Source organism: Mesorhizobium sp. L2C066B000 (genome assembly GCF_000502335.1).
Lineage (GTDB): Bacteria > Pseudomonadota > Alphaproteobacteria > Rhizobiales > Rhizobiaceae > Mesorhizobium.
In genome coordinates, this window is the sequence record NZ_AYWZ01000005.1 from 165,234 (window position 1) to 187,611 (window position 22,378).

Below are 22,378 nucleotides of genomic sequence, written 5' to 3' on the forward strand. Positions count from 1 at the left end.
TGGTCCTATTCCGCCTCGTCCGCCGATGCGGCGTTGAGCTGGCCGTATTTTTCCTCGCCGATCGAGGCAAGGAGGTCGAGCTGCGTCTCGAGGAAGTCGATGTGACCTTCCTCATCCGCCAGCAATTCCTCGAACAGCTTCATCGTCACGTAGTCGCCGGCTTCGTTGCAGATCTCGCGCGAACGCTTGTAGGCGGTGCGTGCGTCATATTCGCCGGCGAGATCGGATTCGAGCACTTCCTTGACGTTCTGGCCGATGCGCAACGGCGCCACGGACTGCAAATTGGGATGCCCTTCGAGGAAGATGATACGGGCCACCAGCCGGTCGGCATGGTGCATCTCCTCGATCGATTCGGCGCGTTCCTTCTTTGCCAGCTTGGCATATCCCCAATCTTCGAGCAGGCGGAAATGCACCCAGTATTGATTGACGGCGCCAAGCTCCAGGAACAGAGCCTCGTTAAGCCGCTCGATGATCTGCGGTTCGCCTTTCATGGATTCTGCTCCCATATTGGACGCGCAGGCCTCTGACGCGATCCAGGTGTGAAACGATGTCCACGCCGCTCGCCTCCGAACGGGTGTGGTAATTTTCGGTGACCCGAATGATCGTTTCGACCACATTTGGGAAGCAGCCGCAACAGCGACCGCGCTTTTGCATCGTGTGATAGACCTTCGCCGGCACGATCAGTTGCCAGGGGTCCTGATCCAGCAGATCGACGATCGTCTGCTCAATCTCCTTTTCGGTGATGATGTTGCAATGGCAGATCAGCATGGATTGGCTCTGGCTGACGGCGCCCCTCCGCGCCGTTTGGCTGGTAGTTGGTTGGGGTGCTACTTGAACACCTTGTCCGGTGCGTCGAGGCTGTCGGACCCCTCGAAGGCTATGTTGTTCAGCTTCAGCGCGCCGACGGCGCGTTCGATCGACTTGGTCTGGTCGACCAGCGCGTCGATTGCCGCCTGCACGGTAGCATTGCCTTCGGTGTTGCCCTCGGCGATCTGCTGGTCGTAGGCCTCGCCGGCCACTTCCCGCGCCTTGATCGCCTCCATCTTGGCGACCGAGACATCGAGCTTGTCGGACAGTTCCTTGTCGATCGCCGGATCGGCCGCCTTGACCATATCGTGCACCGACGGGCCTGAAACGACGGTGCCGTCGATGCGCGTGTAGCTGGCGAGATAGGCGGCGCGGATGCCGATGGCGTCATAGAGATGCGAGTTGTAGGTATTATCCGAGAAGCAGTCGTGCTCCTCTTCGGGATCGTGCAGCAGCAGGCCGAGTTTCATGCGCTCCCCGGCCAGTTCGCCGTAGGACAGCGAGCCCATGCCGGTGAAGATCACCGAGATAGCGGTGTTCGGCTGGCCATCGACGAGGTTCTTGCGGGCGGCGCCGTCTTCCTTCCAGTTGCCGACCATCTCCTGCAGGTCGGAGACCAGAAGATCGCTGGCCGACTTCAGATACTCGGCCCGGCGATCGCAATTGCCGCCGGTGCAGTTCTTGAGGTCGTAGTCGGTGTACGGACGCTCGCCGGCGCCCGGGCCGGTGCCGTGCAAATCCTGGCCCCAGAGCAGGAATTCGATGGCGTGATAACCGGTGGCGACATTGGCCTCGATGCCGCCGGCCTCCTGCAGCGTGCCGGCGAGGAACTCCGGCGAAAGCTTCGAGGCGTCGACCTTCTTGCCGTCGATCTCGATGTCCTTGTTGGCGATGACATTGGCGGTGTAGAGCGCGTTGGCGTCGGACTCGGTGCCGTAGCTCTTGGCGACGTAGTCGATCAGGCCTTCGTCGAGCGGCCAGGAGTTCACCTTGCCTTCCCAGTCGTCGACGATCTTGTTGCCGAAGCGGTAGACCTCGGTCTGCTGGTAGGGCACGCGCGACGCCTTCCAGGAATCGCGGGCGGCATTCAGCGTGTCCGCCGACGGGTTGGCAAGCAGCGCGTCGACAGCCTTGTCGAGCGCCTGCGCCGTGGTCAGCGAATCCTCGTACTTGGCCAGCGCGATGTCGGAATAGGTCTTGATGACCGCCTTGGCATCGATCTCCGCCGCCTTGGCCGGCAGGATGAAAACCGCCGCCGTCAAGATAGCCGTGGCACCGATCGCAGCGAGCCTGCCGCCATATCGCGCTGTCATCATCATTCTCCAGTTGAAAGGGGATTCGGTAAAAGGCGCGCGTGCCAAACGGTGCCGGGACATAGGCATGCCGTAGGACACCACAGTTGCCGCGCCGCTCTGCGGCGCACGGAAGAAAGACACCAAATGCCTCCAATCGAACGGGTTCAAGGCCCAGACATCAAAGGGATGCGCTGACGCGCGAGCCTCCATAAAACGATGGCGAGGCGGGAAGTCAACTGGTGAGCCTTAGAAAATTCAATTGAAACAATAGTTTAGAATTATTCTAAACTAGGACTGTCAACTTTAATCGTATAGCCAGCAGCCAAGTTGAGAGACGCCGCGATTGACAAGCGACCGTTCCGAGTGCGACCCGGACCGGGGCTCTTGCGACGGCGGCAGACAATCGCCATCTGGCGGAACGGCTCACAATCAAAGCATGATGTCGTCCAAAACCGCTTCACACTTTTCGGCATCATGCTCCAGATTTGAAACAGGAATTCGGGTTGCGATGAAGAACGGGGTCGTCATTGTCGGTGCGGGTCATGCGGGCGTGCAAGCGGCCGCCAGCCTGCGCGAGGAAGGCCATGACGGACCGGTCATCCTGATCGGCGACGAGACCGATCTGCCCTATCACAAGCCACCGCTGTCGAAGACCTTCATCAAGGACGCCGATGCCAAGCCGCAACCCTTGCGCGGCGAGGCCTTTTACACCGGCAGCGCCATCGACTTCAGGCCGGGCATCCGAATCGACAGCATCGATCCGGCAGGCCGCAAGCTGGACATAGCGGGCGGCGGCGTGCTGCCGTTCGACCGGCTCATCCTGGCCACCGGTTCGCGGCCGCGGCTCCTGCCGCTGCCGGGCGCCGACCTCTCGGGCGTGCTGTCGCTGCGCTCGATCGCCGATGCCCGGCTGATCCGCGCGCTCAGCCCCCAAAGCGAAGACGTGGTCATCCTCGGCGGCGGCTTCATCGGGCTGGAGATCGCGGCAACGCTGAGGGCCGCCGGCCGCAACGTCACCCTGGTCGAGGCTGTCGACCGGCTGCTTGGCCGCGCCGTGGCGCCGGTGGTGGCGAGCCATGTCCGCCAACGGCTGGAGGCGATCGGCGTGCGTATCCTCACCGGCACCACCATTGCCAGGCTGGAAGGGGAAAACGGCCATGTCTGCGCTGCAATCACCTCCACCGGCGAAAGGCTGCCCGCGCGCATGGTCATCGTTGGCATCGGCGCCGTGCCGAATGTCGAACTTGCGCAGGCTGCCGGACTGACTGTCGCCAATGGCATCCGCGTCGACCAACAGATGCGCACCTCAGTGCCTGATATTCTGGCCATCGGCGACGCCGCTTCCTACCGCCACTGGTCGACCGGCGGCGACGTGCGGCTGGAATCGGTGCAGAACGCCACCGACCAGGCGCGGCTTGCCGCACGAACGATCACCGGCCATACGGACGCCTATGCGGCGGTGCCGTGGTTCTGGTCTGACATCGGCGACATGAAACTGCAGATGGTCGGGCTGACCTCGGGCGGCGACAGCCATGTCGTGCTGGGCGACCTCGCTGAGAACAAGTTCTCGATCTACCACTATGCTGGAAGCCGGCTGCTCGGCATCGAATCCGTCAACAGGCCGGGCGACCATATGCTGGGCCGCAAGATGCTCGGGGCCGGGTTTTCGCCGATGGCGCAGACGATTGCTGAGGGACCTGACGGGCTGAAGGCTGCACTGGCAGCGTTCCAGCAGGATGAGCCGGCACGGGCTGCGGGCTAGACGCACTTACCCTCCCCCCTGTGGGGAGGGTCGCTGCGAAGCAGCGGGGTTGGGGTCGGCGCGAGGCCCCCCACCCGGACCTGCGGTCCGACCTCCCCACAAGGGCCCACAAGGGGGAGGTAGGGTTTGCGCTAGGCAGCGCAGACTTCGCGGATCGAGCTTTCCAGAATGTCGAGCGCCTCGTTCATGACATTGTCCTGGATGGTGATCGGAGCCAGGAAACGGATGACGTTGCCGTAGACGCCGCAGGTCAGCAGGATCAGCCCCTTGTCGAGCGCCTTCAGCCGGATCGCATTGGCGATCTCGGCCGACGGCAGGCCCTTCTTGACGTCGTTGAACTCGACCGCGTTCATGAAGCCGAGACCCCTGATGTCGACAATCTCGGGCACATCGTCGCGGATCGACTGCAGCCGCTGTTTCAGCCGGGCGCCCAGCGTATTGGCGCGGTCGCACAGCTTTTCTTCCTCGATTACGTCGAGCACGGCGTGTGCTGCGGCGACACCGATCGGGCTGCCGCCATAGGTGCCGCCGAGCCCGCCAGGACCGGGCGCATCCATGATCTCGGCGCGGCCGGTGACCGCCGCCAGCGGGAAGCCGCCGGCCAGGCTTTTCGCCATGGTGGTAATGTCGGCCGCGACCTCATGATGATCCATGGCGAACATCTTGCCGGTGCGGGCAAAGCCGGTCTGCACCTCATCGGCGATCAGCAGCATGCCGTGCTGGTCGCAGAGCTTGCGCAGCGCCGTCAGGAATTCGCGCGGCGCGTCGTAGAAGCCGCCCTCGCCCTGGACCGGCTCGATGATGATGGCGGCAACGCGAGCCGGATCGACATCGGCCTTGAAAAGTCTGTCGAGCGCGGCCAGCGAATCGGCTGTAGACACGCCGTGCAGCGGCACCGGAAATGGCGCGTGGTAGACGTCGCCCGGCATGGCGCCGAAGCCTACCTTGTAGGGCACGACCTTGCCGGTCAGCGCCATGCCCATGAAGGTGCGGCCGTGGAAGCCGCCGGCAAAGGCGATGACGGCTTGGCGGCCAGTGGCGTTGCGGGCGATCTTGATGGCGTTCTCGACGGCTTCAGCGCCCGTGGTGACGAAGATGGTCTTCTTCTCGAACTTGCCGGGCAGCATGCCGTTCAGCCGTTCGGCCAGCCGCACATAGCTCTCATAGGGCACGACCTGGTGGCAGGTATGGGTGAAGCGGTCGAGCTGTGCCTTGACCGCCTCGATCACCCTGGGATGGCGGTGGCCAGTGTTGACGACGGCGATACCGGAGGAGAAATCGATGTATCGGCGGCCTTCCACATCCCAGATCTCCGAATTCTCGGCGCGGTCGGCATAGATCTGCGTCGTCATGCCGACGCCGCGCGAGATCGACTGGTTCTTGCGCTCGGAAATGGCTGCGTTCTTCATTTCGTCCCTCATCGGGCCGACGCCCGTTCTCGTTAGATGAATGCCAAGGCCTCTTCTGGCCTTATTTCACGTTTTCCTCAAGTTGGCACCGCCGCCGGGCGATTGGGCCTGTCGTCGATGCGGGCCACTTCGACAGACCGGTCTTAACCAGCCGACCGATACACGTACGGGGCAGTCCGTGACAGCTCACCCGTCACCGGGAACGGCGAAGCGATCCCGCTCGCGGCAGCGGCGACGGGCCTCGTTGGCGACGTGCTGCCGGCCACCGTCGTCAACGAATTGATGAAGCCGTCGGTCGACGCCTTCATCGCCAAACTGCCGCCCGCTATTCCGTTGCAACCGCCGGCTCGGTCGAAGAAAGCGCAAAAGCCAGGGACCGATCGCAGCGGTGGTGCCGCTGATGCTGTTCGTGATGGCGACCATCCTGATGATCCAGTTGCAAAGTTTTCAGCGCCTGTTCCTGGTGGTGGCGGTGGCGCCGCTCGGCCTGATCGGCGTGGTCGCGGCCCTGGTGCCGAGCGGCGCACCGCTCGGCTTCGTCGCCATTCTGGGCGTCCTGGCGCTGATCGGCATCCTGATCCGCAACTCGGTGATCCTGATCGTGCAGATCAAGGATCTGGTGGCCGAGGGCCAAGACCGCTGGGAAGCCGTATCGAAGCGACCGAGCACCGCATGCGGCCGATCGCGCTGACGGCCGCGGCCGCCAGCCTGGCGCTGATCCCGATCGCGCGCGAAGTGTTCTGGGGCCCGATGGCCTACGCCATGATGGGCGGCATCATCGCCGGCACGGCGATCACGCTGCTATTCCTGCCGGCGCTTTATGTGACGTGGTTCAGGATCAAGGAGCCTAAGCAGGGGGACGAACCATCTGTTCCGGAGAACGGCGAACTGGCGCAAAGCTCGACTTAGCCCTGCTGCATCACTCGTTGTCGTTGGAGGGTACAGGGAGTGATTTAGCGCGCTGCCAGGGCGACAATTTTGAATCGCGCCAAGCATGCCAGCCTTTTGGCAAATCGGCCAATTCCAGGATGCTCTCATCCCGCTGAACCACATTCTGGAGGCTGACGAGCATTATCTCGGGTTCATCTCGATTTTTCTTGTCGCTGCAATGAAATTGCCAACTGCCACCCTCATCGTTGTGGTTATCGTCGTCATCAGCTTCGTGCACAACGTATGCGATCCAGTCACCACGTTTAAATATGCTTGTGTCCGACAACACCGCGACGTTGGGTGGGTCTTCGAACTTCCATTCCGCCATAGGAAACCCCAGATTCAAGCGGTCCGCACAAACCCCTCGCTCGCCCTCAACAGATTGCGCGTATAATCCTTCTCCACCCGATGTCCGATCAGCTGGCCCGCGGTGAGATTTTCCACCGCTTCGCCATTCTGCATCACCATCAGGCGCTCGCACATATGGGTGATGATGGCGAGGTCGTGGCTGACCATCAGGAAGGTCAGCTTGCGCCGCCGGCGAATTTCTTCGAGCAGGTTGAGCACTTCGGCCTGCACCGAAGCGTCGAGCGCCGATGTCGGTTCGTCGAGCAGCAGTATCGACGGTTCGAGGATGAGCGCCCGCGCGATCGCCACGCGCTGACGCTGACCTCCGGAGAGCTGGTGCGCGTAGCGGAAACGGAAACCGTTGCCTAATCCGACCTCGTCGAGGGCGCGCTGGATGCGTTGTTCGCCATCGGCAAAGCCGTGAATGGCGAGCGGTTCCTGCAGCAGGCGGTCGACGGTCTGGCGCGGGTGCAGCGAACCATACGGGTCCTGGAAGACCATCTGCACTTCGCGATAAAAAGCCTTGTCGCGGCGCGCTCCCAGCGTCTTGCCATTGACCGTGATAGTACCGGATGCGACAGGCACCAGGCCGGCAATGGCTTTGAGCAGCGTCGACTTGCCGGAACCGCTCTCGCCGACCAGGCCGAAGGATTCGCCGGACTTCACCTCGAGGTTCGCCCCTTTCAGCGCGCGAAAACGGTCGAACACCACCTCCAGCCCTTCAATCGAAATGGCTGGCGTCATGCCGCCCACTCCGGCTTGCGGTCGAGCACCGGCAGCGGGTGGCGTTCGTAACCGATCCTGGGCATGCAGTTGAGCAGGCCGCGCGTGTAGGGATGCTGGGCGTCGCGCAGCTCCGACGCCTTGAGCTGCTCGACCACCTTGCCGGCATACATGACGATGACGCGGTCGCAGAAGGAGGCGACCAGCCGCAGATCGTGCGAGATGAAGATCAGGCCCATGCCGCGCTCACTGACCAAGCGGTCGAGGATGCCGAGCACATCGAGCTGCACGGTGACGTCGAGCGCCGAGGTCGGCTCGTCGGCGATCATCAGTTCCGGTCCGGCGATCAGCATCATTGCGATCATGGCGCGCTGGCCCATCCCGCCGGACACCTCGTGCGGATGCAGGTCGAAGACACGCGAGGGATCGCGGATCTGCACAGCTTCCAGCATGGCCAGCGCCCGCTCGCGCGCTTCGGCCTTGGAGACCTTTTCATGCGTGCGCAGCGTCTCGACGATCTGGCGGCCGATGCTCATCACCGGGTCGAGCGAATATTTCGGATCCTGCAGGATCATGGCGATGCGTTTGCCGCGCAGCGCCCGGCGCTGGCGGGCGGGTATGTCCAAAAGATCGATGCCGTCCAAGGCGAGCTTCTTGGCCGAAACCAGAGCCTGCGGCGGCGTCAGCCCCATGATGGCGCGGCCGGTCTGCGACTTGCCGGAGCCGCTTTCGCCGACAATGCCCAGCCGCTCTCGGCCGAGCGAGAAGGTGACGCCGCGCACCGCCTGGATGAGGCCGGTCCGAGTCGGGAAGGTGACGCGCAGGTCGTCGACATCGAGAAGTGCACCGCTCATTGGTCACCACTCATTGGTCGCCACTCCGGGGATCGAGCGCATCGCGCAGGCCGTCGCCCAGCAGGTTGAAGCCGAGACTGACGATCAGGATGGCGAAGCCGGGCGCGCCGGCCACCCACCATTGGTCGAGCACGAAGCGACGGCCGGACGCGATCATGGTGCCCCATTCCGGCAGCGGCGGCTGCGCGCCGAGGCCAAGGAAACCGAGGCCGGCGGCGGTGAGGATGATGCCGGCCATATCGAGCGTCACCCGGATGATCAGCGAAGAGATGCAGAGCGGCATGATGTGGCGCAGCACGATGCGGAACGGCGAGGCGCCCATCAATTGCACCGCCTTGATGTAATCGGAATTGCGCACGGTCATCGTCTCGGCCCGCGCAATTCGCGCGTAAGGCGGCCACGAGGTGATGGCGATGGCCAACACCGCGTTTTCGATCCCGGGGCCAAGGGCGGCGACAAAGGCCAGTGCCAGGATCAGCTTGGGGAAGGCGAGGAAGATGTCGGTAATGCGCATCAGAATGGCATCGGTCCAGCCGCCGGCATAGCCGGCGACGGTGCCGACCAAAAGGCCGATGGGGGCTGCGATGACGGCGACAAGAATGACGACATAGAGGGTCCAGCGCGAGCCGAAAAGAATGCGCGAATAGATATCGCGGCCGAGATCGTCGGTGCCGAACCAATGCGCCGCACTCGGCGCCAAAAGCCGGGCATTCTTGAGATCGCCGATGGTCGGCAAATAGGGCGCCAGCACATCGGCAAAGGCTGCGACCAGCAGCAGCGCGATGATGATGAGCAGGCCGAGAAACGCCAGCCGGTTGGCGGAAAAGCGCCGCCAAGCGACGTAGGCGCGGCCGAGCCGTGCCTGCATGCGCGAGGCCGGCCGATCGCTGAGCAGCCAATCGCGGCGCGTTTGGATTGCTTCGGCGCTCATCCTGTCTTCGTCCTCGGATCGAGCACCTTGTAGAGAACATCGGACAGGAGATTGATGCCGATGAACACCGAACCGATGACGATGGTGCCGCCGAGCACGGCGTTCATGTCGGCGTTCTGCAGCGAATTGGTGATGTAGAGGCCGATGCCGGGCCAGGAGAACACCGTCTCGGTCAGCACCGAACCTTCGAGCAGCCCGGCATAGGACAGCGCGATCACCGTGACCATCGGCACCGCGGCGTTGCGCAGCGCATGGCCCCAGATGATTCGCGTTTCAGACAGGCCCTTGGCGCGCGCGGCGACGATGTATTCCTGCGACAGCTCGTTCAGCATGAAGGAGCGCGTCATCCGGCTGATATAGGCGAGCGAGAAATAGCCCAGCAGCCCTGCCGGCAGGATGATGTGGCGGTAAGCGTCGTAGAAGACATCCCACTGGCCCTGCAGCGCGGCGTCGAGCAGGTAGAAGCCGGTGATCGGTGTGAATGTGTACTCGTAGACGATGTCGAGGCGGCCGGGAAAAGCCACCCATTGGAGCTTGGCGTAGAACAGGACAAGCCCCAAAAGCCCGATCCAGAAGATAGGCACGGAATAGCCGATCAGGCCGACAATGCGAACGATCTGGTCGATGAGACTGCCGCGTTTTACCGCTGCCAGCACGCCGAGCGGCACGCCGATCAACGAGCCTATCAAAGTGCCCAAAGTCGCCAGTTCGATCGTTGCCGGAAAGGCACGGCGGATGTCGGTCATCACAGGATTGGTGGTCAGCACAGAGGTGCCGAAATCACCGTTCAGCGCATGCTTGAGATAGATATAGAATTGCTCGATCAACGGCAGGTCGAGCCCCATCTCGCGGCGGGTGCGCTCGACGACATTGGCCGGTGCGCGGTCGCCGAGCACCGCCAGCACCGGATCGATCGGGATGACGCGGCCGATGAAAAAGGTCACCGCGAGCAGGCCGAGATAGGTGGTGACGGCGATGACCAGGAAGCGGCCGATCGCCAACAAGATAGCGACGGCGCGGGCGCTTCCCTGCCCCGCCGTCGCCTGGTTTTCAATCGCGCTCATCAGGGCGCGTCCGCCGGCGCTATTCCTTGGAGACCGGGCCGACGAAGTTGGTGTCGAAGCTCGGACCGAGCGCAAAGCCTTTCAGGTTTTTGCGCAGGCCTGCCACTTCCAATTGCTGGTGGATGATTACGAAGGGGCTGGTGTCGAGGATCGTCTTTTCAAGGCTCTTGTACATATCGGCGCGCTTGCCGGCATCCTTCTCCAGCAAGGCTGCTTCGGTCTGCTTTGTCAGGTCCGGGATGTCCCAGGCATTGCGCCAGGCCAGCGTCTTGGTCTTGCCTTCATCCGAATTGTCCGGGTTTGAGGCAAAGGTCTGGGCGTTGGAGTTCGGATCGAAATAGTCCTGGCCCCACTGGCCGATATAGATGTCATGATTGCGGGCGCGGTATTTGGTCAGCGTCTGCTTGCCGTCGCCCGGGATAATTTCCAGCTTGATGCCGGCTTGGCCAAGCGTCTGCTGGATCGATTCCGCCATGCCCGTTGTCGGCTGTCCCGTGCGTACGTCCATGGTTACGCTGAAGCCGTCGGCCAGGCCGGCCTTGGTCAGCAGTTCCTTGGCTTTGGCGACGTCGAACTTGAACGGATTTTCGTCCAGTTCGCCCAGCACGCCCTTGGGCAGGAAGGTCTGGTGAATCTCGCCAATGCCCTTGAGGATGGTCGTGCTCAGCGCATCGTAGTCGACCAGATATTTGAACGCCTGGCGAACCTCGGGCTTGGCGAGGTTCGGATTCTTCTGGTTGAGACTGATGTAAAAGACCGTGCCCTTCGGCGCGCTGGACGTGGTGAGATCGGCATTCTTGGCGATGGCGTCGAGATCGTTCGGCTCGAGGTTGCGGGCAACGTCGATGTCGCCTGCTTCGAGCGCCAGGCGCTGTGCCGAGCTTTCCTTCATGTTGCGGTAGATGACGCGGGCGAGCTTGGCCTTCTCGCCATTGTAATTGTCGTTGCGCTCCAGCACGACGACCTCATTGGCCCGCCATTCGCGCAGCTTGTAGGCGCCGGAACCGGCATAACCGGTCTTCAGGAAGGCGTTGCCGAAATCGTTGTCCCATTTGTAGTCGGCACTCGGCGTCACCGCGGCGACATGTTCCTTGACCAGCTTTGCGTCGACGACCGAAGCGACCGTTGCCGACAGGCAGTTTAACACGAAGCTCGGCGCATAGGCCTTGTCGACGGTGAACTGGAAGGTGGTATCGTCGACGGCCTTGGCCTTGTCGGCAACATTGTCGCCGCTGATGCCGAACTGGTTGATGATGAATGCCGGCGGCTTATCCAGCTTGATGGCGCGCTCGAAGGAATAGGCGACATCGGCGGCCGTCAGTGGATTGCCCGAAGCGAACTTTAGGCCGGGCTTGAGCTTGAACGTATAGACCAGGCCGTCGTCGGAGACGGTCCAGCTCTCGGCAAGGTCGCCCTTGACCTTGGAGGTGTCGCTGAGGTCGAGGCGGACCAGCAGATCATAGGTGTTGCCGGTGACTTCGGCGGTCGACAGTTCGAACGCCTCGCCCGGATCCATGGAGATGATGTCGTCGATGGCAAAACCTTCGACCAGCGTGTCGGCGGGGGTCACGGCAAAGGCCGGCGCGACGCCAATGAGCAGAGCGGACATGGCAGCACCTGCGAGCCAGACGCGCGAACGTAGAGCAAACTTTTCCATCATCATGATGATTGTTCCCTGTTTTGTTGATTGTTGACCCCGAGTTCCCGGCTCAGGGCTGCAGTAATCTTTTTCGCGGCCGGAGGACGACCGTTAGACCCCATACCGTGTTGATTTTTTTCCAGTTGGTCAACACCCTATCCGGCAGCCCTCCAACCGGCAACGGGCATTTTTGCGAGCCGGCATACTGGACCGGAATATGCTGTGCGCGTCGAAGCATGGGCGAGCCAATTGCAGCCGCCGATGGGGAAAAATCTGCTCTTTTCGGTGTTACTTGATGGCAGCAACCAGATCGGCGTCGGGGAAGCAGGTGGCGGGGCGGCCGTTCTTTTCCTGCCAGCTGCCGATCGAGCGGCGGGTCTTGAAGCCGGGCAGGCCGTCGGCGCTGCCGACATCGTAGCCCTTGGCCTCCAGCGCCCGTTGCAGCGCGGCGATGTCGGAACGATGCAGGCCGCCGACCGCACCCCAGCTGCCGACGAAATCAGCATCGCCATGGGCGATGCGGTCAGCGCCATGGCCGATGAACAGGGCGTAGAGGTCGCTGGTGTTGTATTGCTTCAGCACGTAGAAATTTGTCGTGGCGATGAAGGCCGGACCGCTGCGTCCGGCCGGCATCAAAAGGAACCCTTCCGCCTTCGGTTCGTTGGCCGGAAAGGCTTTGCCGCCGACGCGGCTGATTCCCATCGCCGCCCAGGCTGAGATCTTCTTGCCCTGGTCGGGACCTTCGAGCGAGCAGGAAACGCTTTCCGGAACCGTCACCTCGAAACCCCAGCCACGCCCCTTCACCCAGCCATAGTGGACGAGATAGTTGGCGATCGAGGCCAGCACGTCCGGCGTCGAATTCCAGATGTCCGGGTGCCCATCACCGTCGTAGTCGACGGCGTGCTTCAGGAACGAGGTCGGCATGAATTGCGGCTGGCCGAGCGCGCCGGCCCAGGACGATTTCATGGCGCCGACCGGCGCCAACCCATGCTCGACGATCTCGAGCGCCGCCAGTACCTCGGTGCGGAAGAAGTCCTTCTTGGTCGACATGAACGCCTTGGTGCCGAGAACCTCGAAGGCGTCGTAGGGCATTTTCGCCGCGCCGAAGCCGGTCTCGCGGCCCCAGATCGCCAACAGTATCTCGCCCGGGACACCGTAGCGCTTTTCGATCGCAGCCAGCGTCTTGGCGTTGGCCGCCTCGCGCGTGCGCCCACCTGACGTGACGGCGCGCACCGTCTTTTCGGCGAAATAGGCGCCGGGCGAACCGAACTCGGCCTGATGCTGTTTTTGCGGAGTTTTGGGTTTCTCGCCGGGCAGGACGAGGTCGGGCAATTTGAGGTTCGGCTTCACGCCGTCGAAAGCGGCGTCGAAGGTGGATTTGGAGATGCCTTTGGTCTGGGCTTCCGGCCAGAGATCGGTTTTCAGCCAGGCGCGGAACTGGTCGTCGATTTTGGCGGCGGAGGCGGGGGCTACAAAAAGCAGGGCAACGAGGGATGCGAGAAGCGCAACGAGCGCCAATCCAAAAGATCCGCGTTCTGTCGCGCCCCCCTCTGTCCTGCCGGACATCTCCCCCTCAAGGGGGGAGATTGGCTGTCGCTTCGGTTTTCGCCAACCACCAGCGTTGAAAGAAGAATGCCGCCCGAGAAGCTGCTGATCTCCCCCCTTGAGGGGGAGATGTCCGGCAGGACAGAGGGGGGTGTTTGGCGCAAACCTCGAAGAATGCGAAGCTTTCATGTCGCACATCCTGCCCGCCAATTGCGTCAAAACGCCGTACGCGAGCGCAAGGCCGCCGCCAGCGTCCCCTCATCCAGATAATCAAGCTCGCCGCCGACCGGCACGCCATGCGCAAGCCTAGTGACCTTGATCTCGAAGCCCGAGAGCTGGTCGGTGAGATAATGCGCCGTCGTCTGGCCCTCGACGGTGGCATTGACGGCAAGGATCACCTCCTTCACCTCACCGCCGGCAACGCGGTCGACGAGCGAGCGCACGTTGAGCTGTTCGGGACCGATGCCGTCGAGCGGCGACAGCGTGCCGCCGAGCACGTGGTAGCGCACATTCATGGCCGCCGCCCGCTCCAGCGCCCAGAGATCGGAGACATCCTCGACGACGATCAGCGTCGAGGCATCGCGGCGCGGATCGGTGCAGATCATGCAAGGGTCGGAGGTATCGACGTTGCCGCAGGTCGTGCAGATGCGCACCTTGTCGGCGGCTTCAGCCATGGCGGCGGCGAGCGGCGACAAAAGCTGCTCCTTCTTCTTGATGAGGTGCAGTGCCGCACGCCTGGCCGAACGCGGCCCTAGTCCCGGGACCTTGGCCAGGAGCTGGATCAGGCGTTCGATCTCGGGGCCGGCGATTCGCTTCGACATCGCACTGATCTAGGATTTTTCCGCACGCTTTGAAACATGCCGCATTCGCACCGAGCCCGCCATGCTGCCATGGCGGGCTCGGAAACTGTTTTAGGGGTCAGTAGGCTGAGAGCGGCCGGGTTTGATCGACGATCATTGCGCCGATAGCGTCGGTGTTCTCAGGCGTCGACTGGAAGCCCATCGACGCTTCCTGCGTCGCCGATGGCACCGAGGTGACGTAGCGGGCGTTCAGCGTGCCGCCGAAACGCGAGGCATCCGGCTCGGCCATCGGCTCCTGCATCGCCACCTCCGTCTGCTTGGCGGCGACGCGGGCGCTCTTGGCGGGCGCCGCGGAAGCCGTCACATAGGTCTGCTCGGCCGGGGCACGTGTCGCCTTGGCTGCGCGAACCGCCGCGGCCTGCTTGGCGGTATCTGGACGGACAATGGTCTTCACCACCGGCTCGGCGTAGGCAACCTGCACCGGCGCTTCAGGCACAGGCGCGCGCGGCGTCCCCGAGGCAACCATGGTCGTGGATTCATCCGGCAGCGGCTGCCAGTTGCGGCCGCGCTTCTCGTAGAAGGCGTTGCCGCCGGCAACCATGGTGTAATGCATGTTCTTGTAGGGGAACCTCAGGCCGGCGGTGTGGAAGTACATCGTGTTCTTCAGCTTGGCCTTGCGCTCGCCCTTGAGCACCGCATCGGCGGCCTCCTCGACATCGGGCATCGCTTTCGAATTCATCGCCCGCGTCATCACGCCGGGCGCGAACTGGCCCGGTTCGCCAACGACTTGGCAAATGGTGCTGCCATGATTGCCGGAGCGCAGCCGGTTCATCACCACCGTGCCGACGGCGATCATGCCGTCACGGCTCGAGCGGTTGGACTCGAAGAACATCGCCCGCTCCAGGCATTCCTTCTCCTTCGGCGTGTTGCGGTAGGCGCGCGTCGAAAGGAAGCTGGGCGTGATGGCGTCGGTCAGGCTGGCGACCGACAGGCCGTGCGAAGACGTGGTCTGGCTGCAACCGGCCAGGAACATAGGGGAGAAGATGATGCCGAGCAGAAGCGGCGTCTTCCATCGCGTCGCGATCAACAAAAATGCCTCATTGTCCAGATGCCAGCCCGCCCCGAGATGTGGCAAGAATGAGACTCTTAAAGGCAAAAAGATGGCTAAAGGATTAGCTTTCGTGCAGCATAGGTAAAACTTTATAAATGCCCGGATATGTCCGCGTGAGCAAAGCCGGAGAAAGTCTTAACAACAGCCTCCGCAGCCGATTTCCCTTCATAATCAATTAACTGGTTGGAGCCGGCTCAGAACGGCAATTTCATTCCGGGCGGGATCGGCAAGCCTGCCGTCAGCGCCTTGGTCTTCTCCTGCATAATCTGCTCGACCTTATTTTTGGCGTCATTGTGAGCGGCCAGCAGCAGGTCTTCGAGAATCTCGACCTCGTCCTCCTTGAACAGCGACGGATCGATCTTCAGCGACTTCATTTCGAACTTGCCGGTCAGCGTGACATTGACCAGCCCGCCGCCCGCCTGCCCGCTTGCTTCAATCGTCGCGATCTCGTCCTGCATGGCCTGGAACTTGGCCTGCATTTCCTTCGCCTTGCCCATCAGGCCGAGAAGATCTTTCATGGTCGGGTCCTTTGCGGATTCGTGGCTATGGTCAGGTTTCGTCGTCGTCGGACGGCGGCTCGACCGGCGCTTCGGCCTTGTCGGTGTCGACTTCCGGCGCGTCGGGAATGCGCACGTCGATGATCTTGGCGCCGGGAAAGCGCGCGAGGATGGCGGCCACCGCCGGATCGCTTTTCGCGTCGGAGAAAGCGGTCTCGCGCCTGGTCGATTCCATCTCGGCTAACGTCTGGCCGCCCTCTTCCTTCGACAATGACACCAGCCAGTTGCGGCCGGTCCAGGCCCGCAGCTTCGTCGTCAAGTCGTTGAGCAGCATCTTGGGCGCATCGGCGGTCAGGCCGACGTCGATACGGCCGGGCTCGATGCGCACCAGGCGAATACAGCTCTTGACCAGCACCTTGAAGGCGATGTCACGCTGCGCGTCGGCAAGAGCGACAATATCGGCCAGCGATTTCAGCGGCGGCGATTGCGGCTCGACGACCGGCTGCGGAGGCGCGACAAAGGCGACCGGGGGCGCGTCGACCAATCGCATGGTTTGCGCACCGGCTGGCCCGGACGGCATCCGGGTCTGCGCTACCGCGCTGGCGCCGCCGCCATTGCCGGCATTTACCGGCGCACCATTCGGGCGTGAAACACCACCGGACGCCGGAGCGCCGCTCTCTAGAGATTTCAGCGCCTCGTCCAGCGTCGGCAGGTCGGCGGCATGCGCCAGCCGGATCAGCACCATCTCGCCGGCGCTGACCGGTCGGTTGGACGACTGCACCTCGGGAATGCCTTTCAAGAGCATCTGCCAGGTTCGCGACAGAACCTTGACCGACAGCGTGCTGGCGAAGTCGGCGCCGCGGCGGCGCTCATCCTCGGACAGGGAAGCGTCGTCGGCAGCCGTCGGCACGAAGCGCAGCCGGGTGACGAGGTGGTTGAATTCGGCCAGATCGGTCAGCACGGCAGTCGGATCGGCGCCGGTGTCGTACTGGTTGCGGAATTCGGCAAGGGCGGCCGCCACATCGCCCTTCATGACATGTTCGAACAGGTCGACGATGCGGGCGCGGTCGGCGAGACCCAGCATGGCGCGCACCGCTTCGGCGCTGACGGCGCCGCCGCCATGGGCGATCGCCTGGTCGAGGATGGAGAGCGAATCGCGGGCCGAGCCTTCGGCGGCGCGCGCGATCATCGCCAGCGCGTCGTCGTCGACCGATATGCCTTCCTTGCCGGCAATCGAGGAGAGGTGCGCGACCAGTGCGCCGGCATCGATGCGTCTCAGGTCGAAACGCTGGCAGCGCGACAGCACGGTGATCGGCACTTTGCGGATTTCGGTGGTGGCAAAGATGAATTTGACGTGCGGCGGCGGCTCTTCCAGCGTCTTCAACAGGCCGTTGAAGGCCTGGGTGGAGAGCATGTGCACTTCGTCGATGATGTAGACTTTGTAGCGCGCCGACACCGGGGCATAGCGCACGCGCTCGATAATGTCCCTGATGTCGTCGATGCCGGTATGCGACGCGGCGTCCATCTCGATGACGTCGACATGGCGGCCTTCCATGATCGCCTGGCAGTGCTCGCCCAGGAAGGCGAGGTCGACCGAGGGATGGTCGACCGTCGGCGTCTTGTAGTTGAGCGCCCGTGCCAGGATGCGCGCCGTCGTGGTCTTACCGACGCCGCGCACGCCGGTCAGCATCCAGGCCTGGGCGATGCGGCCTGTGGAGAAAGCGTTGGTCAAAGTGCGGACCATCGGCTCCTGGCCGATCAGTTCGGAGAAATTCGACGGACGATATTTGCGCGCCAGCACGCGATAAGCGACGGCCTTTTGCTTCTCCAGGTTTTCGGGGTCCGAATTTCCGGCTTCGCTCATTCGCCCGTAAAGCTCCAAAAGGCCGCGTCTCAGCGTAGCCGATTCCTGCTAGATCGTTTCACCGTTTTCTGAAACGGCAAACCGCTCTACCCTTTGCTTTAGCGCAATTCCGGACGGGAAACCGCTCACACTTTCCCTGGAATTGCTCCAATAGTCTCGCCCGCGCTGCAATGCGTCGTCAATGTCGCGAGAGGGGCCGATGAGGTGGGAGGCTGGAACAATGACCCGTTCCGGGCTCGTTAGGGCTGCTTCCTTCCGGACCTGACCCGGTTGGCGAGTGGATCGTCCACCACCAACCTCCCGCGTTCCATATCGGCAATTCAGCGATCAAATGCAAGGGTGCATTGAGAATCGGATGCCCGTGAACTCCGCCGCTCAATGAATCGCTTGCAGCCCCCGTGCAGCCGCTCTAGCGTCATGAGTTTGGGAGTAATGCGAGAAGCGCAAGGGAAACGCCAATGCTACCGGGCCTCAAGGCCGGATTCACGCTCGACTCCAGGCTGGAGGCGGATAGCGAGCAGCTGATGTGGCTCGGCCTGTGCGAGCTCAGGGTGATGAACGATAGCCGCTGGCCATGGCTGGTCCTGGTGCCGCAGCGGCCGGGGGCCGAAGAAATCCACGACATGACGCCGCTCGACCAGGCGATGTTGACCTTCGAAACCAACATGGTGGCGCAGGCGCTGAAAAGAACCACGGGCTGCACCAAGATCAACACCGGCGCGCTCGGCAACATCGTTCGGCAATTGCATGTCCATGTCATCGCCCGCTCGGAAGGCGATCCGGGCTGGCCGGGGCCGGTGTGGGGGCACGGCATGCGCGAGCCCTATGAGCGTTCAGGCATCCGCCAGTTTGCGCAACAGATCAAGGCGGCGCTATAAGCCGCCTGTGTCCATTCCTAGACGTTCGAGCTTCCATGACCTTTCGCCTTTTTGACGCGCCCTTGCGCGAACCGAGCCAGTTCGTCGGCTTCGCCGGAAACACGATTGATCGGCAATCCGAGAACCGCGCCGACGATTCCGTCGAAAAGGCGTTGGCCGATCCCTCGGCACGTTTTTTGCCGATGCATGGCGGACGGCTGTATCTGAAATTGCACGATGGCAGCTTCGACCCTTGGTTCGATCTGGCTGAGGGCCAGAAGCTGCAGCCATCACTCGCACAAGGCGTGCTGCTTGGCTTTGCCGAGAGCGGCCCGGTACTTGCCGTGCCGGTCGGCCTCGATCCCGAACAGCTACCGGAGACCATGAAGGCGTTCGATTATCGCTCGGTCTATATGCAGGGGCTGATCGACGAGGCGGCAGCGGGCGCGCTGGCGCAAGGCGCCGCCCTGCTTGCCTGGCATGCCACCCATCGCTTCTGCAGCAAATGCGGCCATGAATCGCAAATGCGGGCCGGCGGCTACAAGCGCCATTGCCCAAATTGCGGCACCGAGCACTTTCCACGCACCGATCCGGTGGCGATTATGCTGACGGCGACGCGGGAAAAATGCCTGCTCGGCCGCGGCCGGCATTTCGGGCCCGGCATGTACTCGGCGCTTGCCGGCTTCATCGAGCCGGGCGAGACGATCGAGGCGGCGGTGCGCCGCGAAACGCTGGAGGAAGCCGGCATCCAGCTCGGCCGCGTCGTCTACCATGCCAGCCAACCCTGGCCGTTCCCCTATTCGCTGATGATCGGCTGTTTCGGCGAACCGCTCAATGACTACATCCAGGCCGATCTCAACGAGTTGGAAGATTGCCGCTGGTTTTTTCGCGACGAGGTGCGTTCCATGCTGGAGAGGACGCACAAGGACAATCTGGTCACGCCGCCGAAAGGCGCGATCGCGCATCATCTGATCCGCGCCTGGGTCGACAGCGAATAAGACTTGTTATTTTACGCAATTCCGGACGGAAAACCGCTTCACACTTTTCCTGGAATTGCTTAACGGGAGCAAAAAATGATCCGTCACACCGTGGTTTTCACCCTGAAGCACCCGCAGTACTCGCTGGAGGAAAAGCGGTTCCTCTCCGATGCCAAGCGCATTCTCAGCGCAATCAAGGGCGTCACCCATTTCGAGCCGCTGCGGCAAGTCAGCCCGAAGAACGACTACCACTTCGGCTTCTCGATGGAGTTCGTCGATCAGGCCGCCTACACCAGATATAACGAGCATCCCGACCACGTTGCCTTCGTGCGCGACCGCTGGATCCCGGAAGTCGAAACCTTCATGGAAATCGACTATGTGCCGCTGACCCTGCTGGTTTAGGGGAACCTTAGTCCGCGACCTTCCACTGCTCGCGCGACTCGCTGGCGGGATAGACACCCAGAATGCGCACTTCGCGCGAGAAGAAGCGCAGTTCGTCCAGCGCCAGCTTGACCAGTGGATCGTCGGGATGGCCCTCGATATCGGCGTAGAACAGCGTCGCGGTGAAGGCGCCCAGTTGATAGCTCTCCAGCTTCGTCATGTTGACGCCGTTGGTGGCGAAACCGCCCATTGCCTTGTAGAGCGCAGCCGGCACGTTGCGGACACGGAACATGAAGGTCGTCATCATCTTGGTGTCGGCCGAGGGCCGTTCGGCCAACCGCTTGTCCTTGGTCAGGACGACGAAGCGGGTGACATTCGAGTCCGTGTCCTCGACATTCTTCTCGATGATGTCGAGGCCATAGAGTTCTGCGGCGAGCGCAGGCGCCAGCGAGGCCATGCTGCGGTCCTTGAGCTCCGAGACCAGCTTCGCCGAACCCGCCGTGTCGCCGGCAATCACCGGCCTCCAGCCATTCTTGCGGATGTATTTGCGGCACTGTCCCAGCGCATGGATATGGCTGTGCACGGTCTTGATCTCTTCGCGTTTGACGCCGGGCAGCACCATCAGTTGGAAATGGATCGGCAGGAAATATTCGCCGACGATGTGGAGTTTCGATTCCGGCAAGAGATGATGGATGTCGGCGACGCGGCCGGCGATGGTGTTTTCGATCGGGATCATGGCGAGGTCGGCCTTGTTGGTCTCGACCGCGTTGAAGGCATCCTCGAAGGTGGGGCACGGCAACGGCTCCATCGAAGGGAACATGTTGCGGCTGGCGGTGTCGGAATTGGCGCCCGGTTCGCCCTGGAAGGATATTCTGTTGGTCTTGTCAGGCATGCCGATATCTCAGGTTGAAGGTCTCAGGAAAGAATTTGTCGGGCGCGTTCGAGGTCTTCCGGCGTGTCGACGCCGAGCGGCAGCGATTGCACGATCTCGGCATCGATGCGCATACCGGCCTCCACCGCCCGCAACTGCTCCAGCCGCTCGCGCCGTTCGAGCGGCGACGGTTTTAGCGCGACGAAGCGTTCGAGGGCTGAGCGCCGATAGGCGTAGAGGCCGACATGGTGATAGAGCGGCCCCTCGCCCCAGGGCGCGGTGGCGCGGGTGAAATAGAGCGCCTTCAGCCGCGTCGCCGACAACGGCGAACCGACGATCTTGACGACGTTGGGGTTGGCCTTTTCCTCGTCGCGGACGATCTCGACGCCGAGCGTGGCGATGTCGACCGCAGCGTCCTCGAACGGTTTCAGCGCCGCACCGATGATCTTGGGATCGATGGTCGGCAGGTCGCCCTGCACATTGACGATGGTTTCGACCTTGCGATCGGGGTCGAGGGCGGTCAGCGCCTCGAAGATACGGTCGGAACCGGATTCGTGGTCGGTGCGCGTCATCACCGCCTCGAAACCGTGCGCGCGCACCGCTTCGGCCACGCTGCGCGTGTCGGTTGCCACCACCACCCGGCCAAGCCCAGCCTCAGCGGCGCGGCGGGCGACATGGACGATCATCGGCGCGCCGGCTATGTCGGCCAGCGGCTTGCCCGGCAGGCGCGTCGAGGCCATGCGGGCCGGGATCAGGATGAGCGTGGACATCGAGGTTGCAAGGCGTTCGAAAGAGGATGGGGAAAGTGGCAAAAGGTCTCACTGGAAGCGCCCTTATAGGTGTTGCAACGCCCAAGCAAAAGACCTAGTTTCCGCCCGATTTGACCGGCTCGACGGGGTGGGTCACGATACCGACGGACGGAGTGGACGGAGAGGTCCGCCGGAAAAGGGAGCCCTGGGGCGTATGGATTCCAACGAAGTCAACAAACTGCTCGCCGGGTTGCTTGGAACCTGTTTCGTCGTCTTCTCGGTCGGTTTGGTGTCCGACGCCCTGTTTGCCTCGCCGGCGCCGGAAAAACCCGGCTTTGCCATCGAGGCGACGGAGCCTGCCGAAGGCGGCGCCGCCGGACCCGCGGCAGAGGCCAAGCCGATCGCCGACCTTTTGGCCACCGCCAATGTCGAGCAAGGTGCGGCCGTCTTTAAGAAATGCCAGGCCTGCCATTCCGGCGAAAAAGGCGGCCCCAACAAGGTCGGCCCGGATCTCTGGGACATCGTCGACCGCCCCGTCGCCGAGCATGAGGGCTTTGCCTATTCGGCCGGCATGAAGGAGTTTTCCAAGGGCGGCGCGGAGAAGTGGACCTATGACAACCTCAACCACTTCATCACCTCGCCGAAGAAATTCGTGAAGGGCACTGCGATGGGCTTTGCCGGCCTGCCGAAGGACGAGGACCGCGCCAACGTCATCGCCTATCTGCGAACGCTGTCGGACAGCCCAAAGCCGCTGCCGACGCCAGGTGCCGCCGCCGATGCAACGGCGCCGGGCAAGCCGGCCGAGGGTGCCGCTCCGGCCAAGCCGGCTGAAGGTGCAGCTCCAGCCCCTGCGACGCCGGCACCGGCGCCCGCCAAATAACCGAATTGTCATCTCCATGATCTCAAAAAAGCCGGGTTCAGCCCGGCTTTTTGTTAGGAAAATCGCATATGCGGCGACAAAGCC

At 62.7% G+C, this 22,378-nt stretch carries 22 protein-coding genes, 1 other RNA gene and 1 pseudogene; 6 read left to right on the forward strand and 18 right to left on the reverse strand.

From position 1 onward, the window contains the following. Positions 1-5: 5 nt before the first annotated feature. From bfr to X733_RS150900, 3 genes are read right to left on the reverse strand one after another with little or no spacing between them, the layout of a single operon-like run. Positions 6-491: a bacterioferritin gene (gene bfr, locus X733_RS150910; RefSeq protein ID WP_023669537.1), complete on the reverse strand. Its 486-nt coding sequence runs from the start codon at positions 489-491 to the stop codon at positions 6-8. After that, positions 457-768, reverse strand: coding sequence for a (2Fe-2S)-binding protein (locus X733_RS150905; protein WP_023669536.1), 312 nt, complete (start codon positions 766-768; stop codon positions 457-459). The genes bfr and X733_RS150905 overlap by 35 nt, the downstream gene beginning before the upstream one ends. 59 nt (positions 769-827) lie before the next feature. Continuing rightward, on the reverse strand, positions 828-2,120 hold the full coding sequence (locus X733_RS150900; protein ID WP_023818835.1) for an imelysin family protein: 1,293 nt from the start codon (positions 2,118-2,120) through the stop codon (positions 828-830). A 490-nt stretch (positions 2,121-2,610) separates the two neighbouring features. On the opposite strand from X733_RS150900, the gene X733_RS150895 reads away from it, so the two are divergent. Next, positions 2,611-3,864, forward strand: coding sequence for an FAD-dependent oxidoreductase (locus X733_RS150895; RefSeq protein WP_023751925.1), 1,254 nt, complete (start codon positions 2,611-2,613; stop codon positions 3,862-3,864). Positions 3,865-3,995: 131 nt separating this feature from the next. Here X733_RS150895 and X733_RS150890 read toward each other — a convergent pair whose 3' ends face one another. Then, positions 3,996-5,273: a 4-aminobutyrate--2-oxoglutarate transaminase gene (locus X733_RS150890; RefSeq protein WP_023818836.1), complete on the reverse strand. Its 1,278-nt coding sequence runs from the start codon at positions 5,271-5,273 to the stop codon at positions 3,996-3,998. A gap of 338 nt (positions 5,274-5,611) precedes the next feature. On the opposite strand from X733_RS150890, the pseudogene X733_RS1000000168080 reads away from it, so the two are divergent. Continuing rightward, positions 5,612-6,182, forward strand: a pseudogene (locus tag X733_RS1000000168080) (efflux RND transporter permease subunit); the annotation flags it as partial. Between the two features lie 10 nt (positions 6,183-6,192). Here X733_RS1000000168080 and X733_RS150875 read toward each other — a convergent pair. From X733_RS150875 to ffs, 12 genes are all read right to left on the reverse strand, one after another. Then, positions 6,193-6,531 (reverse strand): hypothetical protein, encoded by a 339-nt coding sequence (locus X733_RS150875; RefSeq protein WP_023818838.1) that lies wholly within the window; start codon positions 6,529-6,531, stop codon positions 6,193-6,195. A gap of 14 nt (positions 6,532-6,545) precedes the next feature. After that, positions 6,546-7,295, reverse strand: a complete 750-nt coding sequence (locus tag X733_RS150870; RefSeq protein ID WP_023692596.1) for an ABC transporter ATP-binding protein — start codon at positions 7,293-7,295, stop codon at positions 6,546-6,548. After that, positions 7,292-8,128, reverse strand: coding sequence for an ABC transporter ATP-binding protein (locus X733_RS150865; protein ID WP_023669526.1), 837 nt, complete (start codon positions 8,126-8,128; stop codon positions 7,292-7,294). Before X733_RS150865 ends, X733_RS150870 begins: the two co-directional genes overlap by 4 nt. Positions 8,129-8,138: 10 nt before the next feature. Then, on the reverse strand, positions 8,139-9,059 hold the full coding sequence (locus X733_RS150860) for an ABC transporter permease (RefSeq protein ID WP_023669525.1): 921 nt from the start codon (positions 9,057-9,059) through the stop codon (positions 8,139-8,141). Then, positions 9,056-10,123, reverse strand: a complete 1,068-nt coding sequence (locus X733_RS150855) for an ABC transporter permease (RefSeq protein ID WP_023669524.1) — start codon at positions 10,121-10,123, stop codon at positions 9,056-9,058. Before X733_RS150855 ends, X733_RS150860 begins: the two co-directional genes overlap by 4 nt. A 19-nt stretch (positions 10,124-10,142) precedes the next feature. Then, a complete protein-coding gene (locus tag X733_RS150850) occupies positions 10,143-11,786 on the reverse strand; it encodes an ABC transporter substrate-binding protein (protein WP_023818839.1) in 1,644 nt (547 codons plus the stop codon). Between the two features lie 264 nt (positions 11,787-12,050). Further along, positions 12,051-13,328 (reverse strand): lytic murein transglycosylase, encoded by a 1,278-nt coding sequence (locus X733_RS150845; RefSeq protein ID WP_023696744.1) that lies wholly within the window; start codon positions 13,326-13,328, stop codon positions 12,051-12,053. A 194-nt stretch (positions 13,329-13,522) separates the two neighbouring features. Further along, a complete protein-coding gene (gene recR, locus X733_RS150840; protein WP_023682028.1) occupies positions 13,523-14,128 on the reverse strand; it encodes a recombination mediator RecR in 606 nt (201 codons plus the stop codon). A gap of 97 nt (positions 14,129-14,225) precedes the next feature. Then, positions 14,226-15,194: a cell wall hydrolase gene (locus X733_RS150835; protein ID WP_023818840.1), complete on the reverse strand. Its 969-nt coding sequence runs from the start codon at positions 15,192-15,194 to the stop codon at positions 14,226-14,228. 218 nt (positions 15,195-15,412) lie between these two features. After that, the gene (locus X733_RS150830) at positions 15,413-15,736 is read right to left on the reverse strand and encodes a YbaB/EbfC family nucleoid-associated protein (protein ID WP_023669519.1); all 324 of its coding nucleotides are present in this window, start codon (positions 15,734-15,736) and stop codon (positions 15,413-15,415) included. A 31-nt stretch (positions 15,737-15,767) separates the two neighbouring features. Beyond that, positions 15,768-17,579, reverse strand: a complete 1,812-nt coding sequence (locus tag X733_RS150825; RefSeq protein ID WP_023703500.1) for a DNA polymerase III subunit gamma/tau — start codon at positions 17,577-17,579, stop codon at positions 15,768-15,770. Between the two features lie 204 nt (positions 17,580-17,783). Further along, positions 17,784-17,880, reverse strand: an RNA gene (ffs, locus tag X733_RS1000000168090) — signal recognition particle sRNA small type. A 157-nt stretch (positions 17,881-18,037) separates the two neighbouring features. Here ffs and X733_RS150820 point away from each other — a divergent pair. From X733_RS150820 to X733_RS150810, 3 genes are all read left to right on the forward strand, one after another. Beyond that, complete coding sequence (locus tag X733_RS150820) at positions 18,038-18,457, forward strand: HIT family protein (protein ID WP_023682032.1); 420 nt, start codon at positions 18,038-18,040, stop codon at positions 18,455-18,457. 35 nt (positions 18,458-18,492) lie between these two features. Then, positions 18,493-19,434, forward strand: coding sequence for an NAD(+) diphosphatase (gene nudC / locus X733_RS150815; RefSeq protein ID WP_023818841.1), 942 nt, complete (start codon positions 18,493-18,495; stop codon positions 19,432-19,434). A 75-nt stretch (positions 19,435-19,509) separates the two neighbouring features. Then, a complete protein-coding gene (locus X733_RS150810; protein ID WP_023669515.1) occupies positions 19,510-19,815 on the forward strand; it encodes a Dabb family protein in 306 nt (101 codons plus the stop codon). A gap of 7 nt (positions 19,816-19,822) precedes the next feature. Here X733_RS150810 and X733_RS150805 read toward each other — a convergent pair whose 3' ends face one another. After that, on the reverse strand, positions 19,823-20,686 hold the full coding sequence (locus X733_RS150805) for a prephenate dehydratase (protein ID WP_023818842.1): 864 nt from the start codon (positions 20,684-20,686) through the stop codon (positions 19,823-19,825). A gap of 23 nt (positions 20,687-20,709) precedes the next feature. Further along, positions 20,710-21,435: a 3-deoxy-manno-octulosonate cytidylyltransferase gene (locus X733_RS150800; RefSeq protein ID WP_023818843.1), complete on the reverse strand. Its 726-nt coding sequence runs from the start codon at positions 21,433-21,435 to the stop codon at positions 20,710-20,712. Positions 21,436-21,628: 193 nt separating this feature from the next. On the opposite strand from X733_RS150800, the gene X733_RS150795 reads away from it, so the two are divergent. Further along, positions 21,629-22,294, forward strand: coding sequence for a cytochrome c family protein (locus X733_RS150795; protein WP_023688767.1), 666 nt, complete (start codon positions 21,629-21,631; stop codon positions 22,292-22,294). Positions 22,295-22,378: the final 84 nt, after the last annotated feature.

Coding starts and splice junctions, on each gene's coding strand:
- bfr (WP_023669537.1), bottom strand. CDS start 491: ATGAAAGGCGAACCGCAGATCATCGAGCGGCTTAACGAGGCTCTGTTC.
- X733_RS150905 (WP_023669536.1), bottom strand. CDS start 768: ATGCTGATCTGCCATTGCAACATCATCACCGAAAAGGAGATTGAGCAG.
- X733_RS150900 (WP_023818835.1), bottom strand. CDS start 2,120: ATGACAGCGCGATATGGCGGCAGGCTCGCTGCGATCGGTGCCACGGCT.
- X733_RS150895 (WP_023751925.1), top strand. CDS start 2,611: ATGAAGAACGGGGTCGTCATTGTCGGTGCGGGTCATGCGGGCGTGCAA.
- X733_RS150890 (WP_023818836.1), bottom strand. CDS start 5,273: ATGAAGAACGCAGCCATTTCCGAGCGCAAGAACCAGTCGATCTCGCGC.
- X733_RS150875 (WP_023818838.1), bottom strand. CDS start 6,531: ATGGCGGAATGGAAGTTCGAAGACCCACCCAACGTCGCGGTGTTGTCG.
- X733_RS150870 (WP_023692596.1), bottom strand. CDS start 7,295: ATGACGCCAGCCATTTCGATTGAAGGGCTGGAGGTGGTGTTCGACCGT.
- X733_RS150865 (WP_023669526.1), bottom strand. CDS start 8,128: ATGAGCGGTGCACTTCTCGATGTCGACGACCTGCGCGTCACCTTCCCG.
- X733_RS150860 (WP_023669525.1), bottom strand. CDS start 9,059: ATGAGCGCCGAAGCAATCCAAACGCGCCGCGATTGGCTGCTCAGCGAT.
- X733_RS150855 (WP_023669524.1), bottom strand. CDS start 10,123: ATGAGCGCGATTGAAAACCAGGCGACGGCGGGGCAGGGAAGCGCCCGC.
- X733_RS150850 (WP_023818839.1), bottom strand. CDS start 11,786: ATGATGATGGAAAAGTTTGCTCTACGTTCGCGCGTCTGGCTCGCAGGT.
- X733_RS150845 (WP_023696744.1), bottom strand. CDS start 13,328: ATGTCCGGCAGGACAGAGGGGGGCGCGACAGAACGCGGATCTTTTGGA.
- recR (WP_023682028.1), bottom strand. CDS start 14,128: ATGTCGAAGCGAATCGCCGGCCCCGAGATCGAACGCCTGATCCAGCTC.
- X733_RS150830 (WP_023669519.1), bottom strand. CDS start 15,736: ATGAAAGATCTTCTCGGCCTGATGGGCAAGGCGAAGGAAATGCAGGCC.
- X733_RS150825 (WP_023703500.1), bottom strand. CDS start 17,579: ATGAGCGAAGCCGGAAATTCGGACCCCGAAAACCTGGAGAAGCAAAAG.
- X733_RS150820 (WP_023682032.1), top strand. CDS start 18,038: ATGCTACCGGGCCTCAAGGCCGGATTCACGCTCGACTCCAGGCTGGAG.
- nudC (WP_023818841.1), top strand. CDS start 18,493: ATGACCTTTCGCCTTTTTGACGCGCCCTTGCGCGAACCGAGCCAGTTC.
- X733_RS150810 (WP_023669515.1), top strand. CDS start 19,510: ATGATCCGTCACACCGTGGTTTTCACCCTGAAGCACCCGCAGTACTCG.
- X733_RS150805 (WP_023818842.1), bottom strand. CDS start 20,686: ATGCCTGACAAGACCAACAGAATATCCTTCCAGGGCGAACCGGGCGCC.
- X733_RS150800 (WP_023818843.1), bottom strand. CDS start 21,435: ATGTCCACGCTCATCCTGATCCCGGCCCGCATGGCCTCGACGCGCCTG.
- X733_RS150795 (WP_023688767.1), top strand. CDS start 21,629: ATGGATTCCAACGAAGTCAACAAACTGCTCGCCGGGTTGCTTGGAACC.